This is a genomic window from Rhodopirellula baltica SH 1 (genome assembly GCF_000196115.1).
GTDB classification, from domain to species: domain Bacteria; phylum Planctomycetota; class Planctomycetia; order Pirellulales; family Pirellulaceae; genus Rhodopirellula; species Rhodopirellula baltica.
The window spans coordinates 760772-787191 of the sequence record NC_005027.1; the positions used below are offsets into that span (position 1 = coordinate 760772).

General features: G+C 55.4%; 25 protein-coding genes. 13 read left to right on the forward strand and 12 right to left on the reverse strand.

Features of this window, described 5'->3' with window-relative positions; translation table 11 throughout:
• The first annotated feature begins 54 nt into the window (after positions 1-54).
• The 5 genes from RB_RS02970 to RB_RS02990 all read left to right on the forward strand — a co-directional run bounded on the left by RB_RS02970 (position 55) and on the right by RB_RS02990 (position 5413).
• Entirely contained in the window at positions 55-738 is a 684-nt protein-coding gene (locus RB_RS02970) for an MOSC domain-containing protein (protein WP_007325294.1), read from the forward strand.
• On the forward strand, positions 728-1522 hold the full coding sequence (locus RB_RS02975; RefSeq protein ID WP_164921420.1) for an ATP-binding protein: 795 nt from the start codon (positions 728-730) through the stop codon (positions 1520-1522). The genes RB_RS02970 and RB_RS02975 overlap by 11 nt, the downstream gene beginning before the upstream one ends.
• Positions 1523-1567: 45 nt before the next feature.
• The gene (polX, locus tag RB_RS02980) at positions 1568-3301 is read left to right on the forward strand and encodes a DNA polymerase/3'-5' exonuclease PolX (protein ID WP_231846156.1); all 1734 of its coding nucleotides are present in this window, start codon (positions 1568-1570) and stop codon (positions 3299-3301) included.
• A gap of 61 nt (positions 3302-3362) precedes the next feature.
• A complete protein-coding gene (locus RB_RS02985) occupies positions 3363-3653 on the forward strand; it encodes a putative quinol monooxygenase (protein ID WP_164921421.1) in 291 nt (96 codons plus the stop codon).
• A gap of 128 nt (positions 3654-3781) precedes the next feature.
• Positions 3782-5413 (forward strand): FAD-dependent oxidoreductase, encoded by a 1632-nt coding sequence (locus RB_RS02990; protein WP_164921422.1) that lies wholly within the window; start codon positions 3782-3784, stop codon positions 5411-5413.
• 16 nt (positions 5414-5429) lie between these two features.
• On the opposite strand, the gene RB_RS02995 is transcribed toward RB_RS02990, so the two are convergent.
• The 3 genes from RB_RS02995 to RB_RS03005 all read right to left on the reverse strand — a co-directional run bounded on the left by RB_RS02995 (position 5430) and on the right by RB_RS03005 (position 8546).
• Positions 5430-5669 carry a c-type cytochrome domain-containing protein gene (locus tag RB_RS02995; RefSeq protein ID WP_164921423.1) on the reverse strand — a complete coding sequence of 80 codons (240 nt, stop codon included), beginning with the start codon at positions 5667-5669 and terminating at the stop codon, positions 5430-5432.
• A 424-nt stretch (positions 5670-6093) separates the two neighbouring features.
• Positions 6094-7509 (reverse strand): DUF58 domain-containing protein, encoded by a 1416-nt coding sequence (locus RB_RS03000; protein WP_011118398.1) that lies wholly within the window; start codon positions 7507-7509, stop codon positions 6094-6096.
• A complete protein-coding gene (locus RB_RS03005) occupies positions 7506-8546 on the reverse strand; it encodes an AAA family ATPase (protein WP_231846157.1) in 1041 nt (346 codons plus the stop codon). Before RB_RS03005 ends, RB_RS03000 begins: the two co-directional genes overlap by 4 nt.
• 291 nt (positions 8547-8837) lie before the next feature.
• On the opposite strand from RB_RS03005, the gene RB_RS03010 reads away from it, so the two are divergent.
• Positions 8838-9239, forward strand: a complete 402-nt coding sequence (locus tag RB_RS03010; RefSeq protein WP_007332309.1) for a response regulator — start codon at positions 8838-8840, stop codon at positions 9237-9239.
• On the forward strand, positions 9221-10441 hold the full coding sequence (locus RB_RS03015) for a hypothetical protein (protein ID WP_231846158.1): 1221 nt from the start codon (positions 9221-9223) through the stop codon (positions 10439-10441). Before RB_RS03010 ends, RB_RS03015 begins: the two co-directional genes overlap by 19 nt.
• On the opposite strand, the gene miaA is transcribed toward RB_RS03015, so the two are convergent.
• Positions 10427-11431 (reverse strand): tRNA (adenosine(37)-N6)-dimethylallyltransferase MiaA, encoded by a 1005-nt coding sequence (gene miaA / locus RB_RS03020; RefSeq protein WP_011118401.1) that lies wholly within the window; start codon positions 11429-11431, stop codon positions 10427-10429. The genes RB_RS03015 and miaA overlap by 15 nt on opposite strands.
• A gap of 72 nt (positions 11432-11503) precedes the next feature.
• On the opposite strand from miaA, the gene RB_RS03025 reads away from it, so the two are divergent.
• The gene (locus RB_RS03025) at positions 11504-12070 is read left to right on the forward strand and encodes a GNAT family N-acetyltransferase (protein ID WP_007325283.1); all 567 of its coding nucleotides are present in this window, start codon (positions 11504-11506) and stop codon (positions 12068-12070) included.
• 67 nt (positions 12071-12137) lie between these two features.
• Here the strand turns inward: RB_RS03025 and RB_RS03030 are convergent, their stop codons facing one another.
• The 5 genes from RB_RS03030 to RB_RS03050 all read right to left on the reverse strand — a co-directional run bounded on the left by RB_RS03030 (position 12138) and on the right by RB_RS03050 (position 16307).
• Entirely contained in the window at positions 12138-12608 is a 471-nt protein-coding gene (locus tag RB_RS03030) for a hypothetical protein (protein ID WP_011118403.1), read from the reverse strand.
• Positions 12605-14224 carry a hypothetical protein gene (locus RB_RS03035; RefSeq protein WP_011118404.1) on the reverse strand — a complete coding sequence of 540 codons (1620 nt, stop codon included), beginning with the start codon at positions 14222-14224 and terminating at the stop codon, positions 12605-12607. The genes RB_RS03030 and RB_RS03035 overlap by 4 nt, the downstream gene beginning before the upstream one ends.
• Positions 14225-14534: 310 nt before the next feature.
• A complete protein-coding gene (locus tag RB_RS03040; protein ID WP_007324200.1) occupies positions 14535-15422 on the reverse strand; it encodes a DUF58 domain-containing protein in 888 nt (295 codons plus the stop codon).
• On the reverse strand, positions 15419-16108 hold the full coding sequence (locus RB_RS03045; protein WP_011118407.1) for an ABC transporter ATP-binding protein: 690 nt from the start codon (positions 16106-16108) through the stop codon (positions 15419-15421). Before RB_RS03045 ends, RB_RS03040 begins: the two co-directional genes overlap by 4 nt.
• A gap of 16 nt (positions 16109-16124) precedes the next feature.
• Complete coding sequence (locus RB_RS03050) at positions 16125-16307, reverse strand: hypothetical protein (protein WP_011118408.1); 183 nt, start codon at positions 16305-16307, stop codon at positions 16125-16127.
• Between the two features lie 475 nt (positions 16308-16782).
• On the opposite strand from RB_RS03050, the gene RB_RS03055 reads away from it, so the two are divergent.
• The 3 genes from RB_RS03055 to RB_RS03065 all read left to right on the forward strand — a co-directional run bounded on the left by RB_RS03055 (position 16783) and on the right by RB_RS03065 (position 19516).
• The gene (locus tag RB_RS03055) at positions 16783-17886 is read left to right on the forward strand and encodes a DUF1559 domain-containing protein (RefSeq protein ID WP_231846160.1); all 1104 of its coding nucleotides are present in this window, start codon (positions 16783-16785) and stop codon (positions 17884-17886) included.
• The gene (locus tag RB_RS03060; RefSeq protein ID WP_011118412.1) at positions 17883-18359 is read left to right on the forward strand and encodes a carboxypeptidase-like regulatory domain-containing protein; all 477 of its coding nucleotides are present in this window, start codon (positions 17883-17885) and stop codon (positions 18357-18359) included. Before RB_RS03055 ends, RB_RS03060 begins: the two co-directional genes overlap by 4 nt.
• A 170-nt stretch (positions 18360-18529) precedes the next feature.
• Entirely contained in the window at positions 18530-19516 is a 987-nt protein-coding gene (locus tag RB_RS03065) for a YdcF family protein (protein ID WP_011118413.1), read from the forward strand.
• Between the two features lie 29 nt (positions 19517-19545).
• On the opposite strand, the gene RB_RS03070 is transcribed toward RB_RS03065, so the two are convergent.
• Complete coding sequence (locus tag RB_RS03070) at positions 19546-20325, reverse strand: SGNH/GDSL hydrolase family protein (RefSeq protein ID WP_011118414.1); 780 nt, start codon at positions 20323-20325, stop codon at positions 19546-19548.
• Positions 20326-20425: 100 nt separating this feature from the next.
• On the opposite strand from RB_RS03070, the gene RB_RS03075 reads away from it, so the two are divergent.
• Positions 20426-21766 (forward strand): B12-binding domain-containing radical SAM protein, encoded by a 1341-nt coding sequence (locus tag RB_RS03075; RefSeq protein WP_231846162.1) that lies wholly within the window; start codon positions 20426-20428, stop codon positions 21764-21766.
• Positions 21763-23118, forward strand: a complete 1356-nt coding sequence (locus tag RB_RS03080; RefSeq protein WP_011118416.1) for a hypothetical protein — start codon at positions 21763-21765, stop codon at positions 23116-23118. The genes RB_RS03075 and RB_RS03080 overlap by 4 nt, the downstream gene beginning before the upstream one ends.
• 90 nt (positions 23119-23208) lie before the next feature.
• On the opposite strand, the gene RB_RS03085 is transcribed toward RB_RS03080, so the two are convergent.
• Together RB_RS03085 and RB_RS03090 are read right to left on the reverse strand one after the other, a co-directional pair.
• Entirely contained in the window at positions 23209-25125 is a 1917-nt protein-coding gene (locus RB_RS03085; RefSeq protein ID WP_164921424.1) for a serine/threonine-protein kinase, read from the reverse strand.
• Positions 25118-26302 carry an aldose 1-epimerase family protein gene (locus RB_RS03090; RefSeq protein ID WP_164921425.1) on the reverse strand — a complete coding sequence of 395 codons (1185 nt, stop codon included), beginning with the start codon at positions 26300-26302 and terminating at the stop codon, positions 25118-25120. Before RB_RS03090 ends, RB_RS03085 begins: the two co-directional genes overlap by 8 nt.
• Between the last annotated feature and the right edge of the window lie 118 nt (positions 26303-26420).

Here is a 26420-nt window from a genome sequence, read left to right on the forward strand (position 1 = left end):
TTGCCGGACAGATTACCGACAATGATTGTTGCCGTGTGCAAGAGGGGGCTCGCGATGAGCGATTCGTTGCGAATTGTTTCTGTTCAGATTGGGGCATGCCGGACTTTTCTCAAAGATGGCGATCCAGATCGACCCTGGAATTCCGCGATCGAAAAAAGTGTTGTATCCGGACCTGTTCCCGTTGCTGAATTGGGACTCGAAGGAGACGAACAGGCGGACAAGGTCCATCACGGCGGAGTCGACAAGGCAGTTTTGGGCTACTGCGAATCACATTATTCATTTTGGAAAGATGAATTTTCTGAGATCAATTGGGGATCCGGTGCGTTTGGTGAAAACCTGACTCTTGCCGGATTGCTCGAGTCAGAAGTCTGCATTGGCGACGTTTTTGAGTGCCAATCTGCGAATGCTGATGGTCTGCGCCTGCAAGTTTCACAGCCTCGAGAGCCGTGTTGGAAGTTGTCTCAGCGTTGGGGCCTCCCTAAGTTGGCGGTGCGAGTACAAGCAACGCGGCGGACCGGATGGTACATGCGGGTATTGCATAGTGGGAAAGTGCAGGCCGGCCAAACGTTGAAGTTGATTCAGCGGCCTCACCCTGAGTTCACCGTCGATGTGGCCAACAATATTTTGTTTGCAAAACCTCGCGACGCGATGGCGGATCTTCGGTTGGCTGGATGCCAAAGTTTGTCAGAAGCTTGGAAAGAAACCCTGATTCGCCGGAGTGCTAAACATGTCTCTTGAACCCCTGTCCGATGGATCAACCGTTCACTCTTTGACGGAGTCGTCAGAGGAATCGTCCGGCCCGGTCATCAACACGAAGTATTTGCGACGTTTGATGCACGACTTGAGTGCACCGACACGGCACGTGGCGTTCTTTTCAGGGTTTGTCGATGAAGCGTTGACGGAGCCTTTGGATCTGGATGACGCGCGTCGTTCACTGCAAACCGTTCGCACAGCTGCCGAACGCATGCAGCAATTGACCCAAATGGTGTCGTTGCACATGAAGTGTCTCGAGTTGTTGCACTCGACGTCGAAGGATCCCAGCCAACGTTATGGTGGGGACGAATACAGCGTTGCGGAATTGATCGCTGATATTTGGCAACGCATCGGCGGCGATGTTGCCGCTTTGACAATTCAAGGCGACACAAAGACGTGCGTGCTGCGTGAATTGATGGAAATTCCGATGACGCAACTGCTTCGCAATGCATTGATTTTCAAGGCGGAACGAAGACCGCTGCAGGTGATCGTCGCAATTAGCAAAACGAGTGACGTCACATCGGTTGCCATTCAAGACAACGGTGTTGGGTTTGACACCCAGTACGCGGAAAAAATCTGCGAACCGTTTGAGTGTCTCGGAACGGGAAAAGATCGACGCGATGGGGCCGGATTGGGATTGACGGTGGCGACGTTGGTGATTGATGCGTTGTCGGGATCGTTGCAAATGGAATCCGATGGGCAATCAGGAACCAAGGTGACCATGAGCTGGCCACACCATTGCAAGAAAAGCGTCTCCGGCGTCGAATGATGGCTTCTGTTGACCGCCCGAGAAGCCTTTGTTCGAATCGTTCCCATGGACAATTCCGCCGTTGCCGCCGTCTTCGAAGAGCTCGCTGAGCTGCTCGAGTTTCGGGGTGAAAATCCATTCCGTATTCGCGCCTATCAAAACGGTGCTCGCGCGATCCGCGACCTTGACGAACCGATCGCGAATTTGGCCTCGGACCCCGAGCGGGATCTGTCCAAGTTGCCGGGAATCGGCAAAACGATCGCGGAAAAAACGAAGGTTCTGCTCGAAACCGGCTCGCTACCTCAGCTGGAAGAACTCCGCGAAGCCGTTCCTGAGGTCGTCATCCAAATGTCTCGAATTCCGGGACTGGGGGCGAAAAAGGCCAGCAAGCTTCGCGAAGAATTGGGGATTGAATCACTGGAAGATTTGGCAGCCGCGTGCCGCGAAGGCCGTGTGGCAAGTCTGAAAGGTTTTGCCAAAAAAACCGAGGCCGCGATTCTGGACGGGATGGCGATTGCGAAAGCCGCTTCGGAACGCATTTACTGGTCCAAGGCGGATGACCTGACTCGAGAGATTGGCAAGCACATGCAAGTGTGCGATGCGATCGAGCAGATGGAGTGGGCAGGCAGCTATCGACGAGGTCGCGACACGGTCGGCGATTTGGATTTGCTAGCCGTCGCATCCGACCGAGAAGCGGCAATGGATCACCTCGCGAATTTTCCTGGATTGGTTTCTGTCATCGGAAGTGGCGATACGAAGATGTCGATTCGAGTTGGCAAAGCCTTCCAAGTCGACATGCGGTTGGTCGATGCAGAGGAGTTTGGCGCCGCTCTGCAGTACTTCACCGGCAGTCAAGCTCACAACATTCACGTGCGGCGAATCGCGAAGGATCACGGGTTAAAGATCAACGAGTACGGTGTCTTCAAACTCGATGATGAATCTCGTGTGGCCGGTGCGACGGAAGAGGACGTTTATCAGTCGATCGGTTTGCCATGGATTGCACCGGAGTTGCGTGAGGATCGAAACGAATTCGATTGGGCCAAATCCGACTCATTGCCAAATCTGATCGACACCGATGATGTGCTGGGTGACTTGCACATGCACACATCGGCAACGGATGGTCAAAACACGATTGCCGAGATGGCCGATGCGGCGATCGAGCGAGGATTGAAATACATCGCGATCACGGATCACAGCAAACGTGTCACGATGGCCGGCGGACTGGACGCCGAACGTTTGCTGAAGCAATGGGAGATCATCGACGAGATCCGTCCGAAGTACGAAGGTCGCTTGGTGATTTTGAAGGGCATCGAGTGCGACATCCTCGAGGCCGGTGGCATGGATTTACCCGATGAGGTGTTGGAACAGGGCGACTGGATTCTCGGCAGTGTTCACTATGGTCAGAAACAGCCACGAGACCAAATCACCGATCGGATTTTGGGAGCGATTGAAAACCCGCACGTCGACTGCATCGCTCACCCAACCGGTCGAATCTTGAATCGCCGTGAGGCCTACGACGTGGACATGGATGCGGTGATGCAAGCCGCGAAAGAGAACAACAAGTTTCTAGAACTGAATGCGAATCCGGCTCGGTTGGATTTGAACGATGTGCACTTGTCGGCGGCCAAGAAACGCGGCATTCCGATTGTGATCAACACCGACGCACACGTCACCGATGGTTTGTGGGTGATGCGGTATGGCATCCGACAAGCACGCCGTGGCGGACTGACCGCGGCGGATGTCGCCAACACGCTGCCTTACGAAGCCTTCGCGAAAAGGTTGGCCGAAGTCGGCGGCTGAAAATCTCTCCTGCACCGCGGATTGTCCGTCGGTGAAAATTTCAAACCCTGATTGGATTCTCATGGCAAATCTGACCATCGTTGCGCATATAAACGCGAAAGAAGACCAAGTCGAACTCGTCAAAAGCGAATTGCTAAAGCTGATTCCTCCGACGCTGAAGGAAGAAGGCTGCTTGAATTACGACTTGCACCAAGACAACGAAAACCCGGCTCATTTTATGTTTTATGAAAACTGGGAATCGCGTGAACTGTGGCAGCAACACTCCGCCGGCCAGCCGCTCAAGGATTTCGGTGCGGCAACCGAAGGAGCAGTTGAAGGCATTCAAATCCATGAGATGACGCAGATTGTTTGACCCTCGGTTTGCAGAGTCACGCAGTCAAAATTGAGATGATTGCCCGGTTCTGCGGCGGGGATTCTAATCGGTCGAGATTTGGTCTACTGGGGCGAATCAAAAGCTCTTCATCCGTTCGGATCACATCCATGCTTCACGAATCGTCTGACAACGCAGCGTTTCCTCGTTTGACCGAGGAAGAGTTGGCGTGTCTGGAAGACATTGGAACTGTTCGCCAGTTCTCCGATGGCGAGCAACTGTTTGATCTCGGCGAAATGGATTATTCTTTTTTCGCGATCAGATCGGGTGCGGTCAGTATCTTGGATCATTCTCACGGCGAACCTCGCGAGGTCGCTCTGCACGAGGCCAATTCGTTCGCCGGTGATGTCGATTTGCTCACCGGACGTCCCGCGGTGATCAGCGCGGTTGCCAGGGGTGATTGTGAAACGATCGAAGTGACGGCCTGTCGTATCCGCCGCATGCTGGGTGAAATCCCAAGTTTGAGCGACAAATTGCTCGATGCGTTTCAGCTGCGTCGCGCACGGTTGGAAGCGTCTGGATTTTTGGGGATTCGTTTGGCGGGATCGAGTCATTCGAAAGAGACGATGCACCTGCAAGAGTTCTTCTACAAGAACAAAGTTCCTCACACTCTGTTTGACACGGACACCGACGCGGGCAAGGAGTTGCTGCGCGAGTGGGATGTTGCCGAGAACGAAACTCCGGTGTTGGGATGCGGCAAGCGTGTGGTCCGCAAACCATCGCTCGCCGATGTTGCCGAGTGTTTGGGGATTTGTCGCGACATTCCTGATGAGCTTTACGATGTGTTGATCGTCGGCGCGGGACCAGCTGGTTTGGCCGCGGCGGTTTATGGAGCATCCGAAGGTTTGCGGACATTGGTTGTTGATCGAATGGGACCGGGCGGCCAAGCAGGACAAAGTTCGCGAATTGAAAACTACATGGGGTTTCCCTCGGGTTTGACCGGTGCAGATCTGGCCAATCGCGGGTATCTGCAAGCGTTGAAGTTTGGGGCACAGTTCACCGCACCGGTTTCTGTCGCGTCGATCGTGCGAGACGACAAGGGTGTTCACGTCGTCAGCTTTTGCACCGGCCAAAAGGTTCGAACACGCACCGTTTTGATCGCGACTGGTGCGTCCTATCAACGATTGCCTCTGGACGCTTGCGAACGGTATGAAGGCATGGGGGTGTATTACTCCGCCACATCCGTCGAGGCGAGACTGTGCCGAGAATCGACCGCGGTCGTGGTCGGAGGCGGAAACTCGGCCGGGCAAGCAGCAATGTTTTTGTCGCAACATGCCAATGACGTCCGTTTGCTTCTTCGCGGGAACGATCTTCGCAAAGGCATGTCGAGTTACTTGGCGGATCGGATCGAAAAACAATCGAACATTGAAGTGATGTGTCACACCGAGATCTGCGAGATGGCGGGTGACAAGCATTTGGAACGCGTTGAAATTCGAAACAACCAAACCGAAGAACGCGCGACGTTGGAATGTCCATCGGCGTTCATCTTTGTCGGTGCGAAGCCTCACACCGAATGGTTACCTGATTCGGTGGCTTTGGACGACCGCGGCTTTGTGATGACGGGTCCGATGATCCATCACCACGACAAACTGCCGGAAGGACGCACGCCATGCGAATTGGAAACGACCAGCCCGGGTGTGTTCGCTTGCGGTGATGTTCGCAGCGGAACGACCAAGCGGTGTGCGTTCGCGGTGGGTGACGGGGCGTTGGCGATCACTTGCGTGCATCAGTATTTGCAGTGAGCCGCGTTGGTGAGTCTTACTGGCGAATTGTCTTTGATGATTGCCCAACCAGTTCCAATGTCAACGAATCCAGGTCCAAGTCACCTTCCCGAGTGTCTGCATCGTGACAGTAGGTGCAGTTCAGTTCCAGGAACTCGGTGAGTTGCTCGGGAGGTTGCTGGGCAAAGACTGCCGTCCGATTCACGGATTGTCCGAGCATTGCCGCGAACAATGCGAGTGTGATTCGGAAACGCCAATGGCCGAATGTGGGAGACATCAAATTCATCTATGGAAACGCTGTGGCCCAGGTTGGCGGGCCTTGCGACGTGGGAGGAAGCAGCAGGCGAGCGGCGCCGTCGTGGTCGCTCGGTGAAGGCTTCGCGGAACGTCGTAAGTGGTGGGAAGAGGGGCGGGCGGAATCGGGATGCGAACATCAATCAAAATTCGCAACCGAATCTGATTGAAACGTATTCTTACCAAGGCCGAATTTCAACTCAAACGTAAACGTTTTGCGAGCGGCTCGCTTCGTCGACTACGGCAACGAATCACGTTTGTCGGTCGGTTTTGCTCGGAAACCATGTTTGGTGACAAGGCTATAGAGAAGTGAAAAACCTTCTTGCTCTGTTTAGACGACGCAAATGGTCTATGGAGACTGCCGGCTTGAAGCGAGTTTTGACCATCGCTTGGAACGGCAGTTTCCTTCAGCGAGCCATCTGGGCTCGGCAGACGTCCATGATGCTGTCTTCGCTTTGTAAATGGCTGACGTGAATGCGTTCGGCCAGCAGCGGACCGGCCATGCGGGAATAGCGATCGATGTCGAGTGTGTTGATCACAACGGCGATCGCCCATCCGCGACGTGATAGACCAACCAACGCGGCGATGTCGGCTTCGGTGGCTTGCTGCAGCATCACCAACATGGTCGTTTCGCTGGAAAGCTGCGATTCAGTTTCCACGAGGAACTCGGCCAGTGTCAGGCCATCGGTGCGTTCGAGACGTGCCAGCGTTCGAAACATTTCTTTTAGATGCACCGGCCCACGATCGACGTTGACAATGACTGGTCGCAATCGTTCGTTGAGTTGTTTCAGGGAAGCGGCTTTGACAGAAGCATCTCGCACCCGGTGGTCCCCTCGGAAACCTTCGGTTCGAATTCGATCGGCGGCATCTCGGCCGTTTGTCGCCAATCCAAAGGGCTCGCCCGCATCATGCAGCGCCGCCGCGATGGAAGCCGCGGTCGTGATCGTCAGGTCAGTGCGAAGCGGTTCGTGTTGGTCCGGATTGGTGTCGACGTGCAGATCCAGAATGATTGTCGCGCCGGCAACGGAAGATGGCTCGTAGACTTTGCTATGCAACGTTCCGGTTCGGGCGGTGGCCGCCCAGTGAACACTGCGCAATGGATCACCGATCTGCCATTGCCGGATGCCTCGCAGACGTGTTGGATCGGTCATCGAAGAGGCACGGATTTTGATCTCGCCAATGGGTCGACGCGAGCCAATTTCATAGGTTGAAAGCAGTTGGACTTTGGGAAGGACAGTCACAAACATGGGGCGTGCCCCCAACCGATAACGGCGAAACATTCCAACCGGGTCGCCGGTTTCCAACACCGTCGGACCGATCTGAAAGTATCCTCGCCGGTGACAACGCACCGAGTATTCAATGCGTTTTGATTGGCCGGGCAATAACGCCATGACGGCCAACCGAGCGCCTTCGATGGGCAGCGGCGTGGTGCGTGGGTCGAGTACCATGCCGTCCGCTTGGCGGGCTTGTTGTGTCGCTCCGCGAGGAATCAAATCTTCGGCCAAGACCCACGCGACGGGCAATTTGCCTTGGTTAGTGACTTCGACGGTGACGGGGATCAACGATCCAATCACGACTTCGAGATCACGGCCTTCTTCGGGCGAGTCCAAACGAACGGCAACAACTCCGGCGGACCACTGCGTCGCAACCCAGTTGCCGATTGCAACGACGGAGGCCACGGTGATCGCGGCGGTCATCCACAATCCTGCACCAGCGACCATTCCCAAGAAGACAACGATCGCGCACACGACAACGATCGTCAGCCAACGCGAAGGAGCGGGCGGACCGGAAGTGGAATCCGCAGCGTTGCCATTGTCCGTCATGATGAGATGGTTGGCACCGCGATTTCGCTGAGGATTTCTTCCAGGACTTTTTCCGTGGTCAGCTTTCGCAGGCGGCTTTCGGGTCGAAGGATCAATCGGTGATTCATGACGGGTGCGATGATCTTCTTGACATCGTCGGGAGTTACAAAGGTTCGACCGCGGATGGCCGCCATCGCTTGGCTGCATCGGAACAACGCGATCGTTGCTCGGGGACTGCCTCCGAGAGCGAGGTTTTCGTTGTTCCGAGTTTGGTGAACGATTTGAAGCAAGTAGTGCCGGACACGTGGGTCGACGTGAACGGATCGAATCGCTTGCTGCGCCGCGACCAATTGTTCGGCGGTAGCAACGGCGGTCATCGAATCAACTGGATGTTTGAATTGCAGCAGATCAAGCATTCGCAATTCTTCTTCGATCGATGGGTAACCCAGAGAGAACCGCATCAAGAAACGATCGAGTTGTGCTTCCGGAAGAGGGAACGTGCCTTCGTGATCGACAGGGTTTTGTGTTGCAATGACCAAGAACGGCGGATTGAGCGTGTAGGATTTTCCGTCGACGGTGACGCGAGCTTCCGCCATCGCTTCGAGCAACGATGCCTGTGTTCGTGGCGTTGCCCGGTTGATTTCGTCGGCGAGCAGAATCTGGGTGAAGACCGGACCGGGGCGGAATTCAAATTCAGAATTCTTTTGGTTGAAGATCGATGTGCCGGTGACATCGGTGGGCAACAAGTCGGGGGTGCACTGGACTCGTTTGAAGTGGCATCCGAGGCTTTTCGCGAGGGCTCGGGCGAGCATCGTTTTCGCCACACCGGGGACGTCTTCGAGAAGAATGTGTCCGCCGCTGAGCCAGGCGACCATCGAAAGGACCAGTTGCTTTCGCTTTCCTACGATCGCATTTTCGACGTTGCCGATGACGCGTTTGGATAGTTCCGCGACCGCGGAGACGTCGACGGGGGCACCGTTTGCTGGCTTGGACGCGGGGGCAGGCGGTGGGTTTGCGTTGCCGCGAGAAGCAGCGGGTGGGGTCGCTTTGGAATTCAAGGGCAAACGCTCCGGTGACGGATGACTCCGATGGACGAGGTCGCGAGACGGGACATGACCGACACGCGATGTGTCCATGATAGCCGGGAAACGCGTTTGGCGTGGTGGTTTGGCGGTCCCGCGATGGCCGCAGTTGCCTGTCCGGAAAAATTGATTGGACCGGGTGGGTGAATCCTGCGGAAACTCTCTTGGCAGGAGACCAACCCAACATCGAGCTGGTGACGTATAATGGATGGATTCACGATCGAAAGTGAACGACTTTTTTTCTGTTTGCGGGGGTGTGGATGAGCCATGGTCGACGCTGGCATGATCCCAACAGTCTTGGTAACCGACGACGACGCCGATTTTCGCGGCGTGGTTTGCGAGGCTCTCGTGCGCGGTGGTGTGCAAACGCAGCAGGCCGCTGACGGCGACGAGGCTCTTCGCGTCATTGAGAAGACCGCCATTCACATGGTGTTGCTGGACGTGCACATGCCGCGAGTGACGGGACTTGATGTGATGCGAATTTTGTCACAACGTCCCAACGCGATGCCGTACGTCCTGATGAGCGCCTTGATGGACGAAGCGATCGAGCGAGAAGCGGCTCGGATGCGAGCCTACAAAATTCTTCGTAAGCCGGTGCGTTTGGGCAAGCTTCGTGAAATTGTGTGTGGCGGATTGGCGGAAGCCTACGGTTGGCGTCCGCCGGAATGACGGATGATGGTGGCGATGTCGAGCATGCTTCGATCTCTGGTTCCGGACGAGCATCGGTCAATCCTTACGCGACGCCCACACAAGCAGCGAACCCCGAAACCGATCCGGTCGTTGGATCGGAACAAGCGGATCTTTGTCTCACACTTGATGGCGAGATCACCGAGGACGACATTCGGCGTTTGATCCCCGAACGGAACTTGTGGATCGGTTTGGCGGTGCTGATGTGGGGCTGCATCATTCCGGCGTTCACGATCGGAGTTTTGATTGCAACGATCAACGCCGTTTCGAATGGCTTTGATTCGGAAACCATCTTCAAAATCATCTGCTGCATGGGCGTCGCCATCGGGTTCGCTGTGGCGACGCAATACGTCAGTCCGGCCAGGCGAACACGTCGTGCGTTGGGGCAGCGTCCAGATTTGCTGGGACGTGCGGTGGGGCGGTTTAGCGGCGGCGGTCTTCTGTTCAACGATGGCCAGCGGACTCACTACTTCAGCGCAGAGTATTGTCGTTTGGCTCAAGCGAACCGGCATGGCGTTCGTGTCCCATTGCTGGAGGGGCCGTACGTTCAGCTCTACCTGGCCAATCGATTGTTCGATGGATTCGACGCGAATGTTTGGAAGCAGTTGCAGGCAATTTGGCAACAACATGACGCTTCGCAGTGGGATGCTGATACGTTGATGGAGAACAATTGCAAACAACTGGGAGAGCGACCTGAATCCGCGATTCGTTTCGGTGGACAGGTGTCGTTGCACGTGCCAGTAGATCACTCAGCGGTTCGCGGAATCATGTATCGCAACGGTGCAATGATTTTCGCGTACGGCGTGGCGATGTTGCTAGCTTGGGAGTTTGGTTTTACGTTTGTCGCAGTCGGATTGTTGCTGCTTTTGCTCGGCACAACGCGGTATTTCTACAACAGTTGGCGTTGGATGGCGATTCCGACGCAAGAGATGTCGTGGCAGCAACATGGGTGGATCAGCTCGGATGAAGTCGTCAGTGTTACCACGACCAACGGCGTTCGTATGTTGCGTGAGGAACCTCTGCGAACCGAGTGGATCGAAGAAAAGTTGGTGTGGCACCTACCAAACAACCGAGCCATGTATTTCGCTCGCGAGCTTTTTGAAAGCGACGAGGATTGGAACCAGATCGTTGAGTCGAGTTCAGGGACATCGGTTGCAGGTAAGTTGGATTCAGTCGCTGAATGACAGAATCGTTTCGACCATTGATTCGACACATTGATCGATATCCGGAGCCGAATCGGATTCGAAAGATCCGAGGCCGCGAATTTCGGAAAACGACCGCAACCAAGTCTCTTGTCGTCGAGCCAGTCGTCGGGTGTGGAAGACGACTCGTTCAGCGGCGGTTTCAGGTGCGTCACCCGCCGCAATTGCTTCGATGATTTCGCGGTAGCCAACCGCTTGGCGTGATGTCTTGGAAAGCGGTTGTTCGAGCGCCAATAAACCTTGCACTTCGGCGACCAAGCCTTCCGCGAACATCTCTTCGACGCGTTTTTCGATTCGTTGATGGAGAACCGGCCGTGGAACTCGCAATGCAAAGACAAGTCCTTCGTGACTGGATCGAGCGGTGTCGAATTGCAGTTGTCGGTGGCTGATCGGTGTCCCGGTCGCTCGAGCGAATTCGAGGGCACGAATCATCCGACGCGAATCACCCCGATCAATCTTGGCGGCCGATAGCGGGTCGACTTGGTGCAAACGTTCTCGCAGTGCGCCGATGCCATGTTGACGCAAGTCTTCCTCGACAGCGTTTCGGAACGCTTCGTCCGCGGGAGGCCCGGCATCGAACCCGCGTAAGACACCTTTCAAATACATCGGGGTGCCGCCGACAAACATGGGGCGTTTGCTTCGTTCGAGAATGTCCTGAACGCACGCGTGAGCGGAATGCAGGTACTCAGCGACGCTGAACTCGTCCCAAGGATCAACCAAATCGATCAAGTGGTGGGGGGCTCGGGCTAGTTGGTCGGAGGTGGGTTTGGCGGAGCCAATGTCCATTCCGCGGTAGACCGCGATGGCATCGAGCGAGAGGATTTCAATTTCTTGCCGGCCATTGGTTCTGGCTGCCAGAGTTTCCGCGACCCGCAGAGCCAATTCTGTTTTGCCCGAAGCGGTCGGGCCGGTCAGAACGATCACGTCGTCGAACAATGGGGCAAAGGGCTGGGATCGCGTGTCGGGATGCATCTCGAAAGTCAGCTGATGTGGTAAACTGGATTGTTCACAAGAGACCGTGATCCAGGAAAGGGGGCAACCCGAGTGGGCATGACTTACTTTCGCCGCTATCGCATGGAGATGGACCTGCGCGATTGGAGCGGTTCGTGGGACGCACCCGACATGGCCGCTCGCGGTTACGAATGGGTGGCGTTTGACGAAGGATTGGTGCGTGAACATGCAGCTGCGAAATTTCAATCGTTTCGCAGCGAAATGGACGCGGATGTGTTTCCGTGTTTAGGCCGTCGTGATGGTTGTCTGCGTTTGATGCGAGAGATCAGCAGTCGTGCGGCGTTTGTGCCAGAGGCGACTTGGTTGATTCGCTATCGCGATCGACCGGGCGGACGTCCCATTCCCGTCGGCACGATCCAAGGTTTGGATCTCGATGAGTGGGGCGCGGTTCAGAATTTGGGCGTCGTCCCAGAACACCGCGGCAACGGACTCGGTCGAATGCTGATGATGCGATCGGCAGCGGGATTCAAATCCGCGGGATTGAAGCGGATGCATCTGGAAGTCACCACCGCGAATACGCACGCGGTTCGGCTATATGAGCGAATCGGATTCCGTCAGGCGAAGGTGGTCTACAAGGCTTGCGAAGTAGCCGGTGTGTGAGCCGAGTCAGATCGCTATTTGATGGGCCATTTTTTGGGGCCGAACAAATTGGCCTCGCCGTTGTTTCTCACGAGTCGAAGAGCGTTCGACGAATTTCGCCCAACCATCCGTGGTGATGCCGACGTAGCCGGACGGCTTGTTTGGCTTTTTCTACCGCGGAATCAAAGTGCGATGGAGACAAGAACATTTCGGCCGTGTGAGACAGTTCGGCTGCAGCGGCTAATCGATCGATCAAACCACGGTGGTAGATCGACAAGCCGTGAGCTCGGCAAAGGTCCATCGTGACCGCGTCGCTGGTCGGGACCTCCGGTTCTCGCGTTCGGTAGTACCAGAACACGCCGCCCGCGATCGCGGCCAATACGAGTGCGATTCCGGCGATGAGAACCATCGGGATCGATGAATCGTCCGAGACGGCTTGGTACTGCGGAGCCAAGTCAGTCATGCGGGTGACGTTCAGCAACGGCATCGAAAAGACGGCGTCGATATCGGCAGGCTTGTCAGAAGTGTGCGCGAAAACAATGTTGGTTAGCGAGATCATACCGTCAATCCTCGTTCTGCCATGGATGCGACCGCAGCGTCTCGCAGCGATCCATCTTGAATGCTGCAAAGCTCTCGTAGCACCGCTTCGGATTGAGATCCGGTACCGTGCGCCAACGCTTGTGCGGTCCTTAGCTTTGCCAACTGGTGATCGGTCTGAGCGATTTGTCGTAGTGGATCGATCATCAGATCGACTAAACCCAATGATTCAGCAAATTCGATGGCATCGAGTCGGTTTTGCATGACCGCGTGACGCAATCCCTGACGGATCATGTCGAGGGTGCCGGAATCGGTTTGCATCAGAATGCGACCGAGTTGCTTTCCGACTTCTGGCGACAAATCTCCGAAGATAGGAAGTACTTCGGCGGTATTCAGATGCGTGAGCAGTGATTGAGCCGCGGCCGCCAGTGGTTTTGATTCGTGGTCGGATAACGCTATCAATTCGTCGAGAAGCTGAAGCGGCCGATTGTAATCAGTGTTCTGTTGAAACGCTGTGGAATCGTCATTTTCAGTGTCCGCTGCAGTCTGTTGTTCCAGCGAATCTTCCAGCACGGCAATCCAGTCTGCCAGCTGCGGTGCTTCGATGCGTTTCAGGCATAGTTCAGCGGTGCGGATAGCGGAGGGGCCGCCTCGTTCCAGCATCGCGATCACCAAATGAATCGATTCGGGTTCGTGAGGCATCGCGATGGAGTATGCGTTGCACATTGCCCCGTCGCGATCGCTGCCGAGTGAACGCATGAATGACTCGCCGCCACGCAGACAATCCGGCAGTCCGTATTCGCGAAGGTTGATCGCGGTGACTGGAGTCGGATTGTCCGTGATGGTTTCGAGCAGAGTCTCGCAGAACTTGGCATCGTGTCGACGCAACAGCAAACCGATCACCGGTCCGGGAATTTTGCGTCGCCGAATGAAACCTGCCAGTAGTTGCAGCACCGATTGATGTTCGCTGGTTCGCATCCGGCGAAGAAGTGTTTCTTGGGTCGGTGATTCGTCACTCATCAAACGTTGGAAGAGAGCATCGTTCCAATCGGAGACGACCAGAAACGCATCCAGAAGATCCGTGTTGCGGTGATTGTTGTATCGCTCGACCGCTGCTCCCAACAATTCAGCGATGGATTGTCGAAATCGTTCCGATTCGGGATTGATCCGTTCGCCGTCGCCGCGGTGTCGGACAGCTTTGGACAGTGGGCTGGCGAGAGACAAGGTGACTTCGCCCGAGGCCGCTCGGATGAGCGAGTCTTCATGGTTTTGTGCAATGTCGATCAGTCTTGCCAGCGCAGCCGTCTGATTAAGGCAATCGACCATGTCAATCAGTCGCAATCCGATCGCTTGGTTCCAGCCGTCTTTGGCCAGTTGTTTGGTGACCGCCGTCCCCAAGTAGCCTGCATCCAGTTTGCCGGACTTGGTCGTCAAAGCGGAAAGCAAGTCGTCGTGATATTTCTCGAAGCGATTGATCAACCAGTTCAGCGACTTGACGTCTTTACGATGAGCCATTGCTCGCAAGCAACGTTGACGCGTTGATTGGTCGTCACCCGTCGCACCGAGCTGCAGCACTTCGCCGGCGCTGGGCGATGAGTGTGTCGTGAGGATATCGAACGTGACGCCCAGGGAAGACATGACTCGCGTGGCCGGATAGGAGATAGCGTGAGACCGGGGCGTTGTCTCGTGATTGGATTGAAAGGTTGCTTGATGTGAGACGGGTAGCAGCGATCGCTGGGCCGCTCACACAGATCGAGACAGTGCCCAGACAAAAGTACCCCTTGGATGGTGAGGGTCGGTTAAACGCTCCCGAAAAAAGTGGCTGTCGCAGTTTGCCACCCGGCACAATCGATCCATTGTTCGCAACAGGTGCGTGGAATCGCTCTGGTGATGCGTACAGTTGGGAATGCGCCGATGAAGAGGTTTATGCCGGCGCGGTTGCGATCGCTTAGAACCGTGCCTGGCGTTGTTGCAGGTACTCAGTCAGTGCACGGTCAAACGGCATGCTGGTGTCTAGCGGCACGTAGTCGATTCGCAAAGCGGAACAACCTTGCGAATACGTTTCGCGAAAAGCGGCGATTTGGTCGAGGTACTCAGCTCGGAAACCCGTCGCATCGACCGTCACGAGTTCACCTGACTCGGGGTCCTCGAACTCGACGGGACCCTCGTACGGGAAACGAACCTCGGCGTCATCGAGAACATGAAAGACGATCACGTCGTGGCCGCCGTGTCGCAATCGAGCGAGCGCCGCGAGCGTTTCCTCTGGATCACCCAGCAAATCGGAGAACAGCATCACAAGGCTGTGTTGCTTCAGCATCGCGGCGACCTGAACTAAGCATCGTGGCAGTTCGGTTGTGCCTTCGGGAGTCATCCCGGAGAGGGCCGCCAAGACATCACCGAGATGCCCGCGTCGACTTCGGGCGGGCAGGATTGCTCGCAGTTTGTCGTCGAAAGTCAGCAATCCGACCGGGTCTTTTTGCAGCGACATCAGATAGGTCAGCGCCGCTGCCAAGCACGTCGAATACTCGAACTTCGTCATCGAAGTTCCTTGGCGGAAACCCATCGATTTGGAAAGGTCCATCAACAGGAAACCGTTCAGGTTGGTTTCTGCTTCGAACCGTTTGATGTAATGCTTGTCTGTTTTGGCATACACCAACCAATCAATCAGCTTGGGATCATCGCCACGATTGTACAGACGGTGATCGCTGAACTGGACCGAGAAACCTTGTAGGGGGCTGTTGTGCAATCCCTGCAAGAACCCTCGCACGACCATGCGGGCGCGCAGATCGAGACGTTTGATCTGTTGAAGTGTTTCTGGCGAAAGAGTCGATGTCATGCGGTGATGCCGAATCGTCCGCGGCGTACCAATGCACCATCGACCAGCTCGAAACGCTCGTTCATTTCATCGGCCAACGACAGCGAGTGCGTGACGGTCACCAACACCGTGTTCTGCTCCGCTTGCAAACGCAAAAGCAATTCTGTGATCGTCTTCGCAGTTTTCGAATCCAGGTTGCCAGTCGGTTCGTCTGCCAAAACAACGGACGGTTGCATCAGCAAGGCTCTCGCGATGGCCACACGTTCGCGTTCACCGCCCGACAATTCGCGAGGCAGATGCGTGGCTCGGTGAGACAATCCAACGGCATCGATCAGTTCTGCTGCGCGTGACACGTCGTCGCTGGTTGGTTTTCCATTGGCCAATGCGGGAATGAGAACGTTTTCTGTCACGGACAATTGTGGCAGCAGATGATGATCTTGAAAGATGAAGCCAATCGTTTGATTTCGATAGGCGGCTCGCTCGCGTGCATCGAGCGCAAACGGATCTTGTCCATTGATTTGGACTGAGCCGGAGTCAGGTTCGTCGAGTGTTCCAAGAATTTGCAGCAACGTTGTCTTGCCACTTCCGCTCGGTCCAACAATCGCGGCAGATTGTCCTGGGGAAAGCTCGAGGTTGACGCCTCGCAAGACGGACAACGGTTCACCCGCGGTGGGATACGATTTTGACAACTCGGAAACAACCAACACGTCCGTGGACTCCGTTTTAACGACTGAGATGCAACCGATGCAGTCTAACAGTCTTCCGGCTGACCGTCGCGATGCGATTGAGTCCGCCTGAAGTTTGCTGCAGGTATGACGCGTCTTCGTAAGCGGCGATGTTTGGGAACACTGGCGGCGGATACGCGGGACCAGGTGTCCAGGCGGCCGTATGTCGAAACACTTTCATCTTTCCAATTCAATCCCGAGTCGGCGACTTGGGGGCGGTTCGAATGATCGCGATCGTTTGAGATGGGCAACGGAAATGTGCCTATCGTCCGCCTGAAATTTGGGCGTTGCCGCTCTGTTTTTAGACATCCACGCGAATTTGCAACGCGTGTTTGATGTTTGGAAAGAAGTGGGGGGCCGGTCGTCCCGCATGGGAAACGAAAGAACCGGGCAAAAAACCAAGATTTTGCGTTCTATAGAGGGCGATTTGCGTCACTTAGAGCACCGCTTAAGTCGGTTTGAAGAGCGTTGCGCCGAGCCTTTTTTGTCCTGTGCGCATTTCAAAGCGAATGGTTTGCAAACGGTGTTATCGCGAAAAGGGCCCTCTGCGCGACGGAATGATGATTGCGTTGCACCGCGTCACCCAGTGCGTTGAGTTGCTCGACGCCTTCCAACCGAAATTTTCTATCGAGAGTCCGATGTTGAAGTATCCGACTATGTCATCGCGTTCCCACGTTTGTCCGGACGGCACCGATCACACGATTCGCACACGACGTGGTTTCACCTTGGTTGAACTGCTCGTCGTCATTGCGATCATCGGAGTGATGGTTGGTTTGCTCTTGCCTGCGGTGCAGTCTGCTCGTGAAGCAGCTCGCCGGATGAGTTGCAGCAACAACATGAAGCAGATCGGGTTGGCTCTTCATAACTATCACTCCGCGTTCAAATCGTTTCCCGCATCGGGACGACCTGAGAACTACACCGCGAATGGTTGGGCTCGGAAGTCGTCATGGTTCATCGCCATCTTGCCGCAATTGGAACAATCAGCTATCTACGACGGCATCGATTTTTCAGCCTCATCGTTCGACAACATGAACGCGGGTTGGGCCGCACCGGTTGTTCATTGGGAAGAGATGAATCGAGCTCGCGTGCCGGGATTTTGGTGCCCGTCGAGTGTGCTCGCCAAAACGAATATCTACCCAACGAACGATGCGACTCAAGCACTGGGAGCGCCAGAGAATCTGGAAGTTCAAATTCCTGACTATGCCGGCAACAGCGGATGCAACTTCACCGGCGGAACCATCGACGATCACCCGACCGCAGTTTGGGATTGGGGTGGCGTTCATGCCGACAACGGATTCTTCGGTATGAAGATGCGATTCGACACACCGTGGCCTGGTACCGAGACCCGATTCGCTTCGCTGTTGGACGGGACGTCGCACACGATCGCGGTGGGTGAGCAAGGTGGCGTTCACGGAACGTTCAACGATCACCGTGCCGGAGCTGCTCTTGGCGGAATGTGGTCCTGTGGAACCGCGACTGCTGGTAACGCGAAGAACAACTATGTCGTGACTCGTTACCCCATCAATTACTCCGGCGATGATTGGCCATCGTGGGGCGGATTGAGATGGAATGGTGGTTGGGAGAAGAACGGAATGGATACCGCATTCAATAACACCGCGTTTCGATCACAACACATCGGTGGTGCCCAGTTCGTGATGGCGGATGGTTCGGTGCAGTTCATCACTGACAGCATTCAGTTCGAAATCTACACGGCTTTGATGGATCGTGCAGACCGGTCGGCGATGGAAGGACTCGAATGATGAACTGGAATCAAAACGCAATGCTTGAAAATCAAAATCGACGTCAACGAAACCAGTTGCTGAGCTCATTGATCTTGCTCATCGGTTTGTTGTGCCCGTTGTCCGGCTGCGGCCCATCGGGCCCCGAGACCGGAGAGGTTTCAGGTGTGGTGAGCATGGGAGGGAATCCCGTCCCCGGTGCATCGATCACATTTTATCCTGTTGCGGGTCGGCAATCGTTTGGCAAGACGGACCAGGACGGACGTTACACATTGGAGTACGCTCAGGATCAGCCGGGAGCGGTCACAGGGCAACACCGCGTCAAAATCATGACCGGAGGCATGGGGGCACCCAGCATGCCCAGCGGTCCTGCGGAGAGTCCCAGCAAATCGCGATCGCGTTCGAAGGGGATGGAACCACCGAGGGAAGTCACGCTACCAGACATGGTGACGGTTGAGTCAGGTTCGAACGAAATCAACCTGACCATTCCTTAGTTGGGAAGTTTAGCGTTGAAAGTCCGATAACGTCGGCTGCGATTGTTCGGTTGATCGCGGTCGGGGTTTTTTCGTGGCCGTCCCTGACGCAAAAATCCTGCTCGTTCGGTCATGGCCATTTCATCCCGCGATTCTTGCTCGCTGGGCAGGAAATTTGTCGGTGTGTCAGTATGATGTTTGGGATGATTCCATCTTCATCTCATTCGACCGTCGCCGACGAACCGACCGGCTCGTCAATCGGACCTCGAACCGTCTGGTCCGACGTTCTCGTTGCATTGCTTGCACCGGCGGCTCTTGGTTTGTTGCTGGTTGTTGTGACATGGATGCAACAAGGTTTTGTCGCCGGAATGCGATGCGGAACGGATCTGGTTCAGCCCGTTGGTTTGGTGTGGCTTGGGATGCTAGCCCTGACCGCGTTTGCGTTACGACAATGGCGTCGTGGGACTCATTCTGTGGTCAAGGCCCTCGGTTGGTTCACGTGCTTCTTCGTTTGGTGGATGGTCGGCAACGGCGATTTTGCAAATTGGATGAGCGGCCGGGTTGAGAGCCCGTTGCAAATGGAACCCAGTCCAGCACTCGAGCAGCGTGATCTTGATCGACCGCTTGATGCCGTGGTCGTGCTTGGCGGAGGTTCGTCCGCTGTGGCGCCCGGTTTCTACGAATTGGGGCGAGATGGTGAACGAGTCATCTCAGCCGCCCAGGCGTACCATGCCGGGGCCACTCGGAAAATCATCGTGACAGGATCGTCCACCGATGGCTACGAACCGCCGTGGAAACAGTCGACTCAATTGTTGATGTCGCTGGGTGTTCCGGAGGATGTGATCGTGCGAATCGAAGGCGTCAACACTCAAGCAGAAATGCGTTCGCTCAAGCAGTTGATGGAATCTCCGCCCTCGGAATCGAACGAGCTTCGGCCGGACAACACTGACTCGCCGGACGAGCTCAAGGTGGGATTGATCACCAGCGCTTTTCATATGCCGCGAGCCATGCGATTGGCGAAGGCTTCTTCGCTGGAGTTGATTCCGTTGCCATGTGCCTTTCGTGCCAGTTCAAACGAACGGCCATGGATCGCTTCATCGTTGGTGCCGGGGGCGGGAAACCTCGAGACCGTCGCGAAGATGATCAAAGAGACCATCGCGAAGATCGCCGGGCAGTGATTCGCCGGCGTCGCGATGCGTGCTGGCCTTTAAAGGTTCAGTTCCTTCAAAGTAGGTTCGAGTGTCGTCTTCCACTTTTGGTAGCCGACTTCGTTTGGATGCAATAAGTCAGGGAACTCTTCTACCTTTGCGTCGCCTTTTTCGTTCGCAAATGGCGTCCATGTATCGACCAGATGAACGCCTTCATTTTCTTCGGCGATCTCGGCCAGCAGTTTGTTGAGGCGTTTGATTTTGCCGGCGGGACGTGATTTGGTTTCGCTGCTGGGCATCACGAGGCAAAGTACGATTGGCATGTCCGAATCATGAGCCTGTAGCTCTTTGAAAATCAAGCGAACGTTGCCGGCGATGATTTTTGGCGTGGCGTGCTCCTCCAAGTCGTTTGTTCCCATCAACATGACGACCGCTTTGGGGTTCACGTCCAGAACGTCTTCTTTCAATCGATACAGCATGCCGCGAGTCGTATCACCGCTGATGCCGCGGTTGGCAACTTTTCGATCGCCGAACGCTCCACGAAAATCGTCTCCCCAATCTTGTGTGATGGAGTCACCAAGGAACACGATTGCGTTTTGGTCTTGTTGCACGCGCGAGGCAAAAGTGGCTCGACGTTTTTGCCATAAATTCTTCATCCAGTCATATCGGCGGACGGGACCCTCGCCAGCCATGGAGTCGTTGGTTTCCGGAATCAAAAATTGTTGTTTGACCGTGACGGTATCTTGGGCCAGTGCCGTAGACCCAAAACACAACAAACCGGCTTCGAAACCAATGCAAACACACAGAAGACGCAGACAGGATGATCGACGTTGATTCATGGAGACAGACTCACGGAGCGAATTCGGAAGGGACGGCAGTAGTTTATCATGGAACGTTCAGGGCGATGATGTCGTCATCCAATTCACGATGGAGGTGCCGGTGCCGAAACCAAAGTTGACCTTGGTCTCGATGAGTGGATTGCGAGTGGGACATGAGGAATTGCTTCAGCGAGGATTGAAGCTGCCCGGACTGGCACGCCGTGCTTCCGCACTTTCACAGTTGCCTCCGCTTGGTTTGCTGACCATTGCGGCGTTGGTGCCGGAATCATGGGACATCGAATTGGTCATGGATGACGGTGTCACTCCAGAGTGCGAGGTGGCCGATCAAATCTTGTCAGGAACAACTTCGTTGAACCCGCCTCGAGTCGTGGCGTTCTCGGCGTTGACTCCCTCGGCCGATCGAGCGGCACGAATCAGTCGACTGGTTCAGCGTCACAATGTAACCACGGTGATCGGCGGATTGCATGCGACGGCGACACCCGAACATTGCCGTCCGCACTTTGATGTTGTTGTTCAGGGTGATGGAGAAAGCACGTTTGCGAATTTGTTGGCGGATGTGATGGAAGGGACGCCCGCGGCATCGTATCGAGCTGATGGATCGTTCTCTCTTGCCGATTCGCCGCTGCCACGATGGGAATTGTTGGGGAAAAACTCACCACCGCGGTACACGATCCAATCAATGCGAGGCTGCCCATGGGCGTGTTCGTTCTGCGCGGCGAGCCGAATGCTGGGGCCGGCCAGAGTCAAACCCGACGATCGATTCGAAGCGGAGCTACAGGCAATATCAGATCAGCAATCGCGGCCGTGGATCGAGTTGGCTGACGACAACACTTTCGCCAGTGGACGCGATCACGGACCAATGTTGGAATCGCTTCAAAACCATGGGGCTCGCTGGTTCACCGAATCCGACTGGCGAATCGCGAAAAAGCCGAGATTGCTTCAGCAAATTGCAGACAGCGGATGTCGACAGATATTGATTGGGTTGGAATCCAGCGTGTTTCGCTATCCAGGCATGGGAGCCAAGAACGCTGATTGGGAGCGTATGCTGGAGGCGGTTGTCGCGATTCAAGAGGCTGGGATCGTCGTCAATGGATGCTTGATCGTCGGAGCTGATGGAGAATCGAAGGAGTCCATCACGCGACTGGGAGACTTCTTGGAGGAGGCTCCGATGGGCGAGATTCAGCTGACGTTGCAGACACCGTTTCCAGGTACCAGCCTCTACAAAACACTGTTGCAATCGGAACGTTTGCTTCCCGGTGATTTTTCGAGGTACACGTTGTTCGACGTGGTCTACCAGCCTGACCAGATGACAGCCGAGCAATTGCAAAACGAGTTCAATGCTTTGATCGAGCGAGTGTTTCGTCCGGAGGCTCAGGCACGACGCGATTCCATTCAAAAGAAAATTCGATCTTTCCGACGTGCTGCGAGAGACCAGGTATGAATGATTCACCTGACAGTGAGCAAGTGACGAACAGTGATTCCTTGACGATGCGACTGCGGGACCCGTTGCTGTTTCTGTTCGGCGTTGAATCGTCGATCCGACGCGTGTTGCGTTGCCGTCTGTCGCTTTTGCTGGCGTTTGCTTTGGTGGCGACCGCCGCCATGGCTCGCGAATACGATGCGGTCAGTTGGATGCACGCACCACAGGATTTGCTTGGTCCATTTGCCGCGTCATTGGTGATCTGCACGGTTTTATTTTTCACGGTGCAAATCTGTTTGGCGGTGACCGGTGTCAAACGCGACCCGCAAAGCGACAGAATTCGAGATTACCGGGTTTTTCTAATCGGATATTGGATGACCGCGCCGCTGGCTTGGTTGTATGCGATTCCCATCGAGACCATGGCTGATGAAGTTGTCTCGTTGCGTTTCAATTTGACGCTGCTGTCAATCGTTTCAATCTGGCGAGTGTTGTTGTTCAGCCGCGTCGTTGCCATCCAGTTTGGTCTTCGATGGTGGGTGCCACTGTTTTGGATCTTGGTCCCCTGCATGGTGATTGCATTCTTTGCACTTGTCTCGGCACAGTTGTCGATGGTGTCGTTGATGGGAGGGATTCGGTTGACGCAGACTCAGCAAATCTTGGTGAATTATCAATCGACGGTTGCGGGAGGATGCTTCTACGGCATCATTCCTGTTTTGCTCGTCGCGTTGGTGGCCATCGGGACGTCGAGCAATCCGAAACATCGCTTCGAGGAGATTGGCCGAGGCAACGTTTCAATGCCAAAGAGTGTTTGGCTTTGGCCCACCGTTTCTGGAGCATTGCTATTGTTTGCAGCAACGTTGTTTCAACCTAACTTGATTCGCTCGACAGAAGTGGATTCGCTGCTTCGCGAGGGTGCCATCGAAGAAGCGATCGCGACAATGCAAGCAGCAGGAGAAGACGCGTACCCAGTTGTATGGGATCCTCCGCCGAAGCATCCCGATCGTGGGGATGGGTTTCCGGAGATCTCGCTCATTGCCGATGCGATTCAGGCAACCAATGCGGAACGTTGGATCGTTGACCGGTTGATGGTGCAAGCAGACGAAATCGCGATGCGACAGGAAGGATGGTACCAAGGCACTGGAAGTCTGGAATATCTTCGGGAGCGTCTCCAGTTCGAGGACGAAGAGACGCTCGACGGCATGCTGGTTCCGTTTCAGAAACTGCGTGAGCTTGAGGTCGGAGACCAAAAAACTCGACAGCATCGCGAAGAGCTGATTGAGATCATCGAAGAAGCCCGAGAGGCAGTGATCCAGGCGAAGGAAGCGAAAGCGAGCGAGGGCAGCACCGAAGACGAGGACGTCGCGGAAAATTAAGTCACCGAAACCACTGGTCCAGTCGTTTCAGATGAGCAAAGCAGTGAGTGAAGTTGCCGCGGTGGACGATCGCGGAAGCCGTCGCTTGGTTCACTCCAGTGTTTCTAGTTCGTGTTTGGTGTCGCGAACGATTTCTGCCGCCCAGTCTTGGTCTTCGTACAGTGTGATGATTCCATCCAGCACGCGAGTTTTCTGGTCGCGAGGAAGTTTCAACGCTGTTGCGAGCCGTGATCGGAGGGCGAGTTCTCGCTGGCTGTTTGCGACGTGGTCCGAGGGATCTTCTTTCAAACGATTGAGTTCATCACGCACCAATAATTCCAATTGCTCGAGCTCTCGTTGTCGAAGTCGGTGCTTGAGTTTGTCGCCGGGTGACATGACGTACCCCACGGATTCAGGATCCACTTCGATGGAGTAGACATCCAGCCACGCTTGCAATTGCCTTGCCGCATCGGCGGTCGAAGTTTCTCGCAGTGACAAGGCTTGCAGCAGCGATTGTTCGGCAGGAGGCATCTTGGAAGAACCGCCCGCGGTTCGCGCGCGGTTTTTCAGCTGTCGATAGGTGGATTCGAGTTCGACCGAACGTTGCCACTGGCGAACTTGGTCGGCACGTTCGTCGTCCGGATACGCCTTCAAAAACTGAGTCATGCGTGACGATTCGGATCCAAGGTCTCCGTTGACTTCAGCAGCTTGAAAGGATTCAAACAAAGTTGATGCGGATGGCGTTCGGATTGAGTAAGCGAACAAACCCAGGCCACCTAGCAAAATCAAAACCATGCCGACGATCGAAACCCATTGGACCCAATTGGATTCCGAGCCCTCGGCACGATGCAGGTCGGACAGATAGCCGCCGGGAGGCGAATTGGAATCGATCGTTTGAAAATGAGTCTTGACCGGTTCGTTGTTGCCTTTGGATTGAGTCGCCGAATCGTTGGTGCTGGTCATCGCCGGATCGGTCAGCGGATCGGCGAGGTTGCTCGGGTGGTCGCCCGCCAAAACGCGTCGGCCGGTCGGGTGGTCGCCACCGGTTTCATTGGTCGGCAAATCAGGCGATACCTCGCGAGAGGCGTCGGTGTGATGGTGCCCGCGAGTATCCAAATCGCCGGCCAAGTTCGGTGGCAATTCGGGCGTGAAGTCTTCATCGCCGAGCTGCGTGCGGGAAGCTTGTTCGTTCAAAGTGCGGCCACGTTGCAATCCTGCGCGTGTGGCTTTCAACCGATTCATGACCGCGAGGGCGGTCGGTGGACGGTCGGCGGGATCTTTTTCAAGCAACTGGTGAACGATCTCGACGACTTCGGCCGGAATGTCCGGATTGATCAGATCCAATGGAACGGGGCGATCACGTTGCAGGGCCTCGACGACTTGTGTGACCTTTTTGCCCGCGAAAGGAGCACGACCAGCCAGCATCGCGTACATCACGCTGCCCAGTGCATACAAATCGGTGCGAGGTGTGATTGAATGGCTGCCGGCTTGTTCGGGGGCCATGTAGTCGGCGGTCCCGAGCACGGATCCGTGCAGGGTTTGCTCACCAAAGCCAAACAGTTTGGCGATTCCGAAATCGACCAATTTGACTTCGCCGGCGTCGGTCAGAATCAAGTTGGCAGGTTTAAGGTCACGATGGATCACGCCAATGTCGTGAGCATGTTTCAGAGCGGAACAAACTTGCGATGCGATGTCCAACGTTGGGAGCCAACCCAGACGCTTCACATCCCGGATTCGTTTTTGGAGCGTTTCGCCACGAACCAGTTCCATCGAATAGAAAAGTTGTCCGGCTTCTTCGCCGTAACCGATCAAGCGAACGATTCCCGGGTGCCGCAATCGTCGAAGGGTTTCGACTTCCGCGTCAAACCGTCGGCGGAAACGCATGTCATCGGCGACGTGTTGAGCGATCAACTTCACGGCGACTTCTTCACCGGACTTCGCATGCTTGGCTCGGTAGACCGACCCCATGCCGCCGCGACCGATGACACTTTCGATCTGGTAAGGCCCCAGCTGTTCTGGTTCAGCCATTGAGGTCCGTCCAATCGCTTCGCGGTTCTTTCGAAATCTCCGTCGGCTCGCCCTCATCGGTGAGCGATTGGATCTTTTGCCGGGTGGCTTCGACTAAATCCGCATCCATCAACGGACGCAGTTTGATGCGGAAGGATTTGGTTTCGCCGGCACCAATGTCAACCAACCGGCCCTGTTGCTCTTCGAATCCACGGCGGTTGGGGAAACCGGTTGCAGGTTCCAATCCGGTCACATAGCCATCCGTTTCGGCGGCGGTGTTTTTCCAGAGGACAAAGGCGGGCAGGGTGGACGTTTTAAAGCTGACCGCGAAGCCGCGTTTTTGTTTGGGAGACATCAACAACGCGTGCGTGTAACCGGTTTCATCGGCGCGAGGCCGACCAAAGTAAACGCGTTCGGCTTCACCGGTGGTTGGACCATCGAACTCATCCCAGCGGTCGATTTGTTCGGCTGCGTGAGCGTCTTTGGGAGCCAGTTCATCGAGTGTCGAGACGAGGCGACTGTTCTCACCAAGAACCGGTGATCCAAGGTTGATGTGGTAAAGCATCTGCATCGTTCGGGGCATGGCCAATTCGTTGGTTACGTCGTCGAGTATTTCCACTTCGGTGCGATCGGCATGGACGCGAATTCGCGAACGCATTCGAAAACGCTTGAAAAACAGGCGAGTTTCGATGGTTTCGGCAATCAGTTCGACGCGGCCGCTGGCTTCATCAAACTCAAGCGACAATGAATCCGCTGGTGTGTTGGCGATGTGCCCGTGCAGCGGATATTCCAGTTTTCCGTTGGCATCGTGCTGAGGTGCACCGTTGCTTTCCAATCCGCAACGCACGACGAGTTCATCGAAACCCGACAACCAACCCAATCCGCTGGGTTCGGAAACGGGAACGTGATTCGGGTGAACCGGTCCGTTGACCGGGGAATGCCAGCCAAAACGAATTCCATCGCATTCGATTCGCCAAATCGACATGCCACGGGTGGGCAACACGTCGACATGCATTCGGCTGTTTTTGAGCCGAACGATTTCGACGCCTTCGCTCACGCCACCGCGGAAGATTCCGTGCCGGATCGTCCAATCGCCGACTCGGGTCGACAAATCCAGGTGAAGCGGGCTGTTTGTGTCCCACTGGATGCGTTGGTCACGGTCATCGACTTCTCGGACAACGATGGATTCGGTGGCCATGAAGGGCTTCCAATTCAATTCGAGGGTGGCGTGCGAAGCCGGGGCATTCTGGACCCGGGCTCTGAACTTGTATAGACCTTCGCTGCGGCCTAAAACATGTCCTGGAAACGGTCTGGGC

What these genes read in the sequence shown, in the direction of transcription:
- RB_RS02970 (WP_007325294.1), top strand. Translation starts at nt 55, where the DNA reads ATGAGCGATTCGTTGCGAATTGTTTCTGTTCAGATTGGGGCATGCCGG.
- RB_RS02975 (WP_164921420.1), top strand. Translation starts at nt 728, where the DNA reads ATGTCTCTTGAACCCCTGTCCGATGGATCAACCGTTCACTCTTTGACG.
- polX (WP_231846156.1), top strand. Translation starts at nt 1,568, where the DNA reads ATGGACAATTCCGCCGTTGCCGCCGTCTTCGAAGAGCTCGCTGAGCTG.
- RB_RS02985 (WP_164921421.1), top strand. Translation starts at nt 3,363, where the DNA reads ATGGCAAATCTGACCATCGTTGCGCATATAAACGCGAAAGAAGACCAA.
- RB_RS02990 (WP_164921422.1), top strand. Translation starts at nt 3,782, where the DNA reads ATGCTTCACGAATCGTCTGACAACGCAGCGTTTCCTCGTTTGACCGAG.
- RB_RS02995 (WP_164921423.1), bottom strand. Translation starts at nt 5,669, where the DNA reads ATGTCTCCCACATTCGGCCATTGGCGTTTCCGAATCACACTCGCATTG.
- RB_RS03000 (WP_011118398.1), bottom strand. Translation starts at nt 7,509, where the DNA reads ATGACGGACAATGGCAACGCTGCGGATTCCACTTCCGGTCCGCCCGCT.
- RB_RS03010 (WP_007332309.1), top strand. Translation starts at nt 8,838, where the DNA reads ATGGTCGACGCTGGCATGATCCCAACAGTCTTGGTAACCGACGACGAC.
- miaA (WP_011118401.1), bottom strand. Translation starts at nt 11,431, where the DNA reads ATGCATCCCGACACGCGATCCCAGCCCTTTGCCCCATTGTTCGACGAC.
- RB_RS03030 (WP_011118403.1), bottom strand. Translation starts at nt 12,608, where the DNA reads ATGATCTCGCTAACCAACATTGTTTTCGCGCACACTTCTGACAAGCCT.
- RB_RS03035 (WP_011118404.1), bottom strand. Translation starts at nt 14,224, where the DNA reads ATGTCTTCCCTGGGCGTCACGTTCGATATCCTCACGACACACTCATCG.
- RB_RS03040 (WP_007324200.1), bottom strand. Translation starts at nt 15,422, where the DNA reads ATGACATCGACTCTTTCGCCAGAAACACTTCAACAGATCAAACGTCTC.
- RB_RS03050 (WP_011118408.1), bottom strand. Translation starts at nt 16,307, where the DNA reads ATGAAAGTGTTTCGACATACGGCCGCCTGGACACCTGGTCCCGCGTAT.
- RB_RS03055 (WP_231846160.1), top strand. Translation starts at nt 16,783, where the DNA reads ATGTCATCGCGTTCCCACGTTTGTCCGGACGGCACCGATCACACGATT.
- RB_RS03060 (WP_011118412.1), top strand. Translation starts at nt 17,883, where the DNA reads ATGATGAACTGGAATCAAAACGCAATGCTTGAAAATCAAAATCGACGT.
- RB_RS03065 (WP_011118413.1), top strand. Translation starts at nt 18,530, where the DNA reads ATGATGTTTGGGATGATTCCATCTTCATCTCATTCGACCGTCGCCGAC.
- RB_RS03070 (WP_011118414.1), bottom strand. Translation starts at nt 20,325, where the DNA reads ATGAATCAACGTCGATCATCCTGTCTGCGTCTTCTGTGTGTTTGCATT.
- RB_RS03080 (WP_011118416.1), top strand. Translation starts at nt 21,763, where the DNA reads ATGAATGATTCACCTGACAGTGAGCAAGTGACGAACAGTGATTCCTTG.
- RB_RS03085 (WP_164921424.1), bottom strand. Translation starts at nt 25,125, where the DNA reads ATGGCTGAACCAGAACAGCTGGGGCCTTACCAGATCGAAAGTGTCATC.
- RB_RS03090 (WP_164921425.1), bottom strand. Translation starts at nt 26,302, where the DNA reads ATGGCCACCGAATCCATCGTTGTCCGAGAAGTCGATGACCGTGACCAA.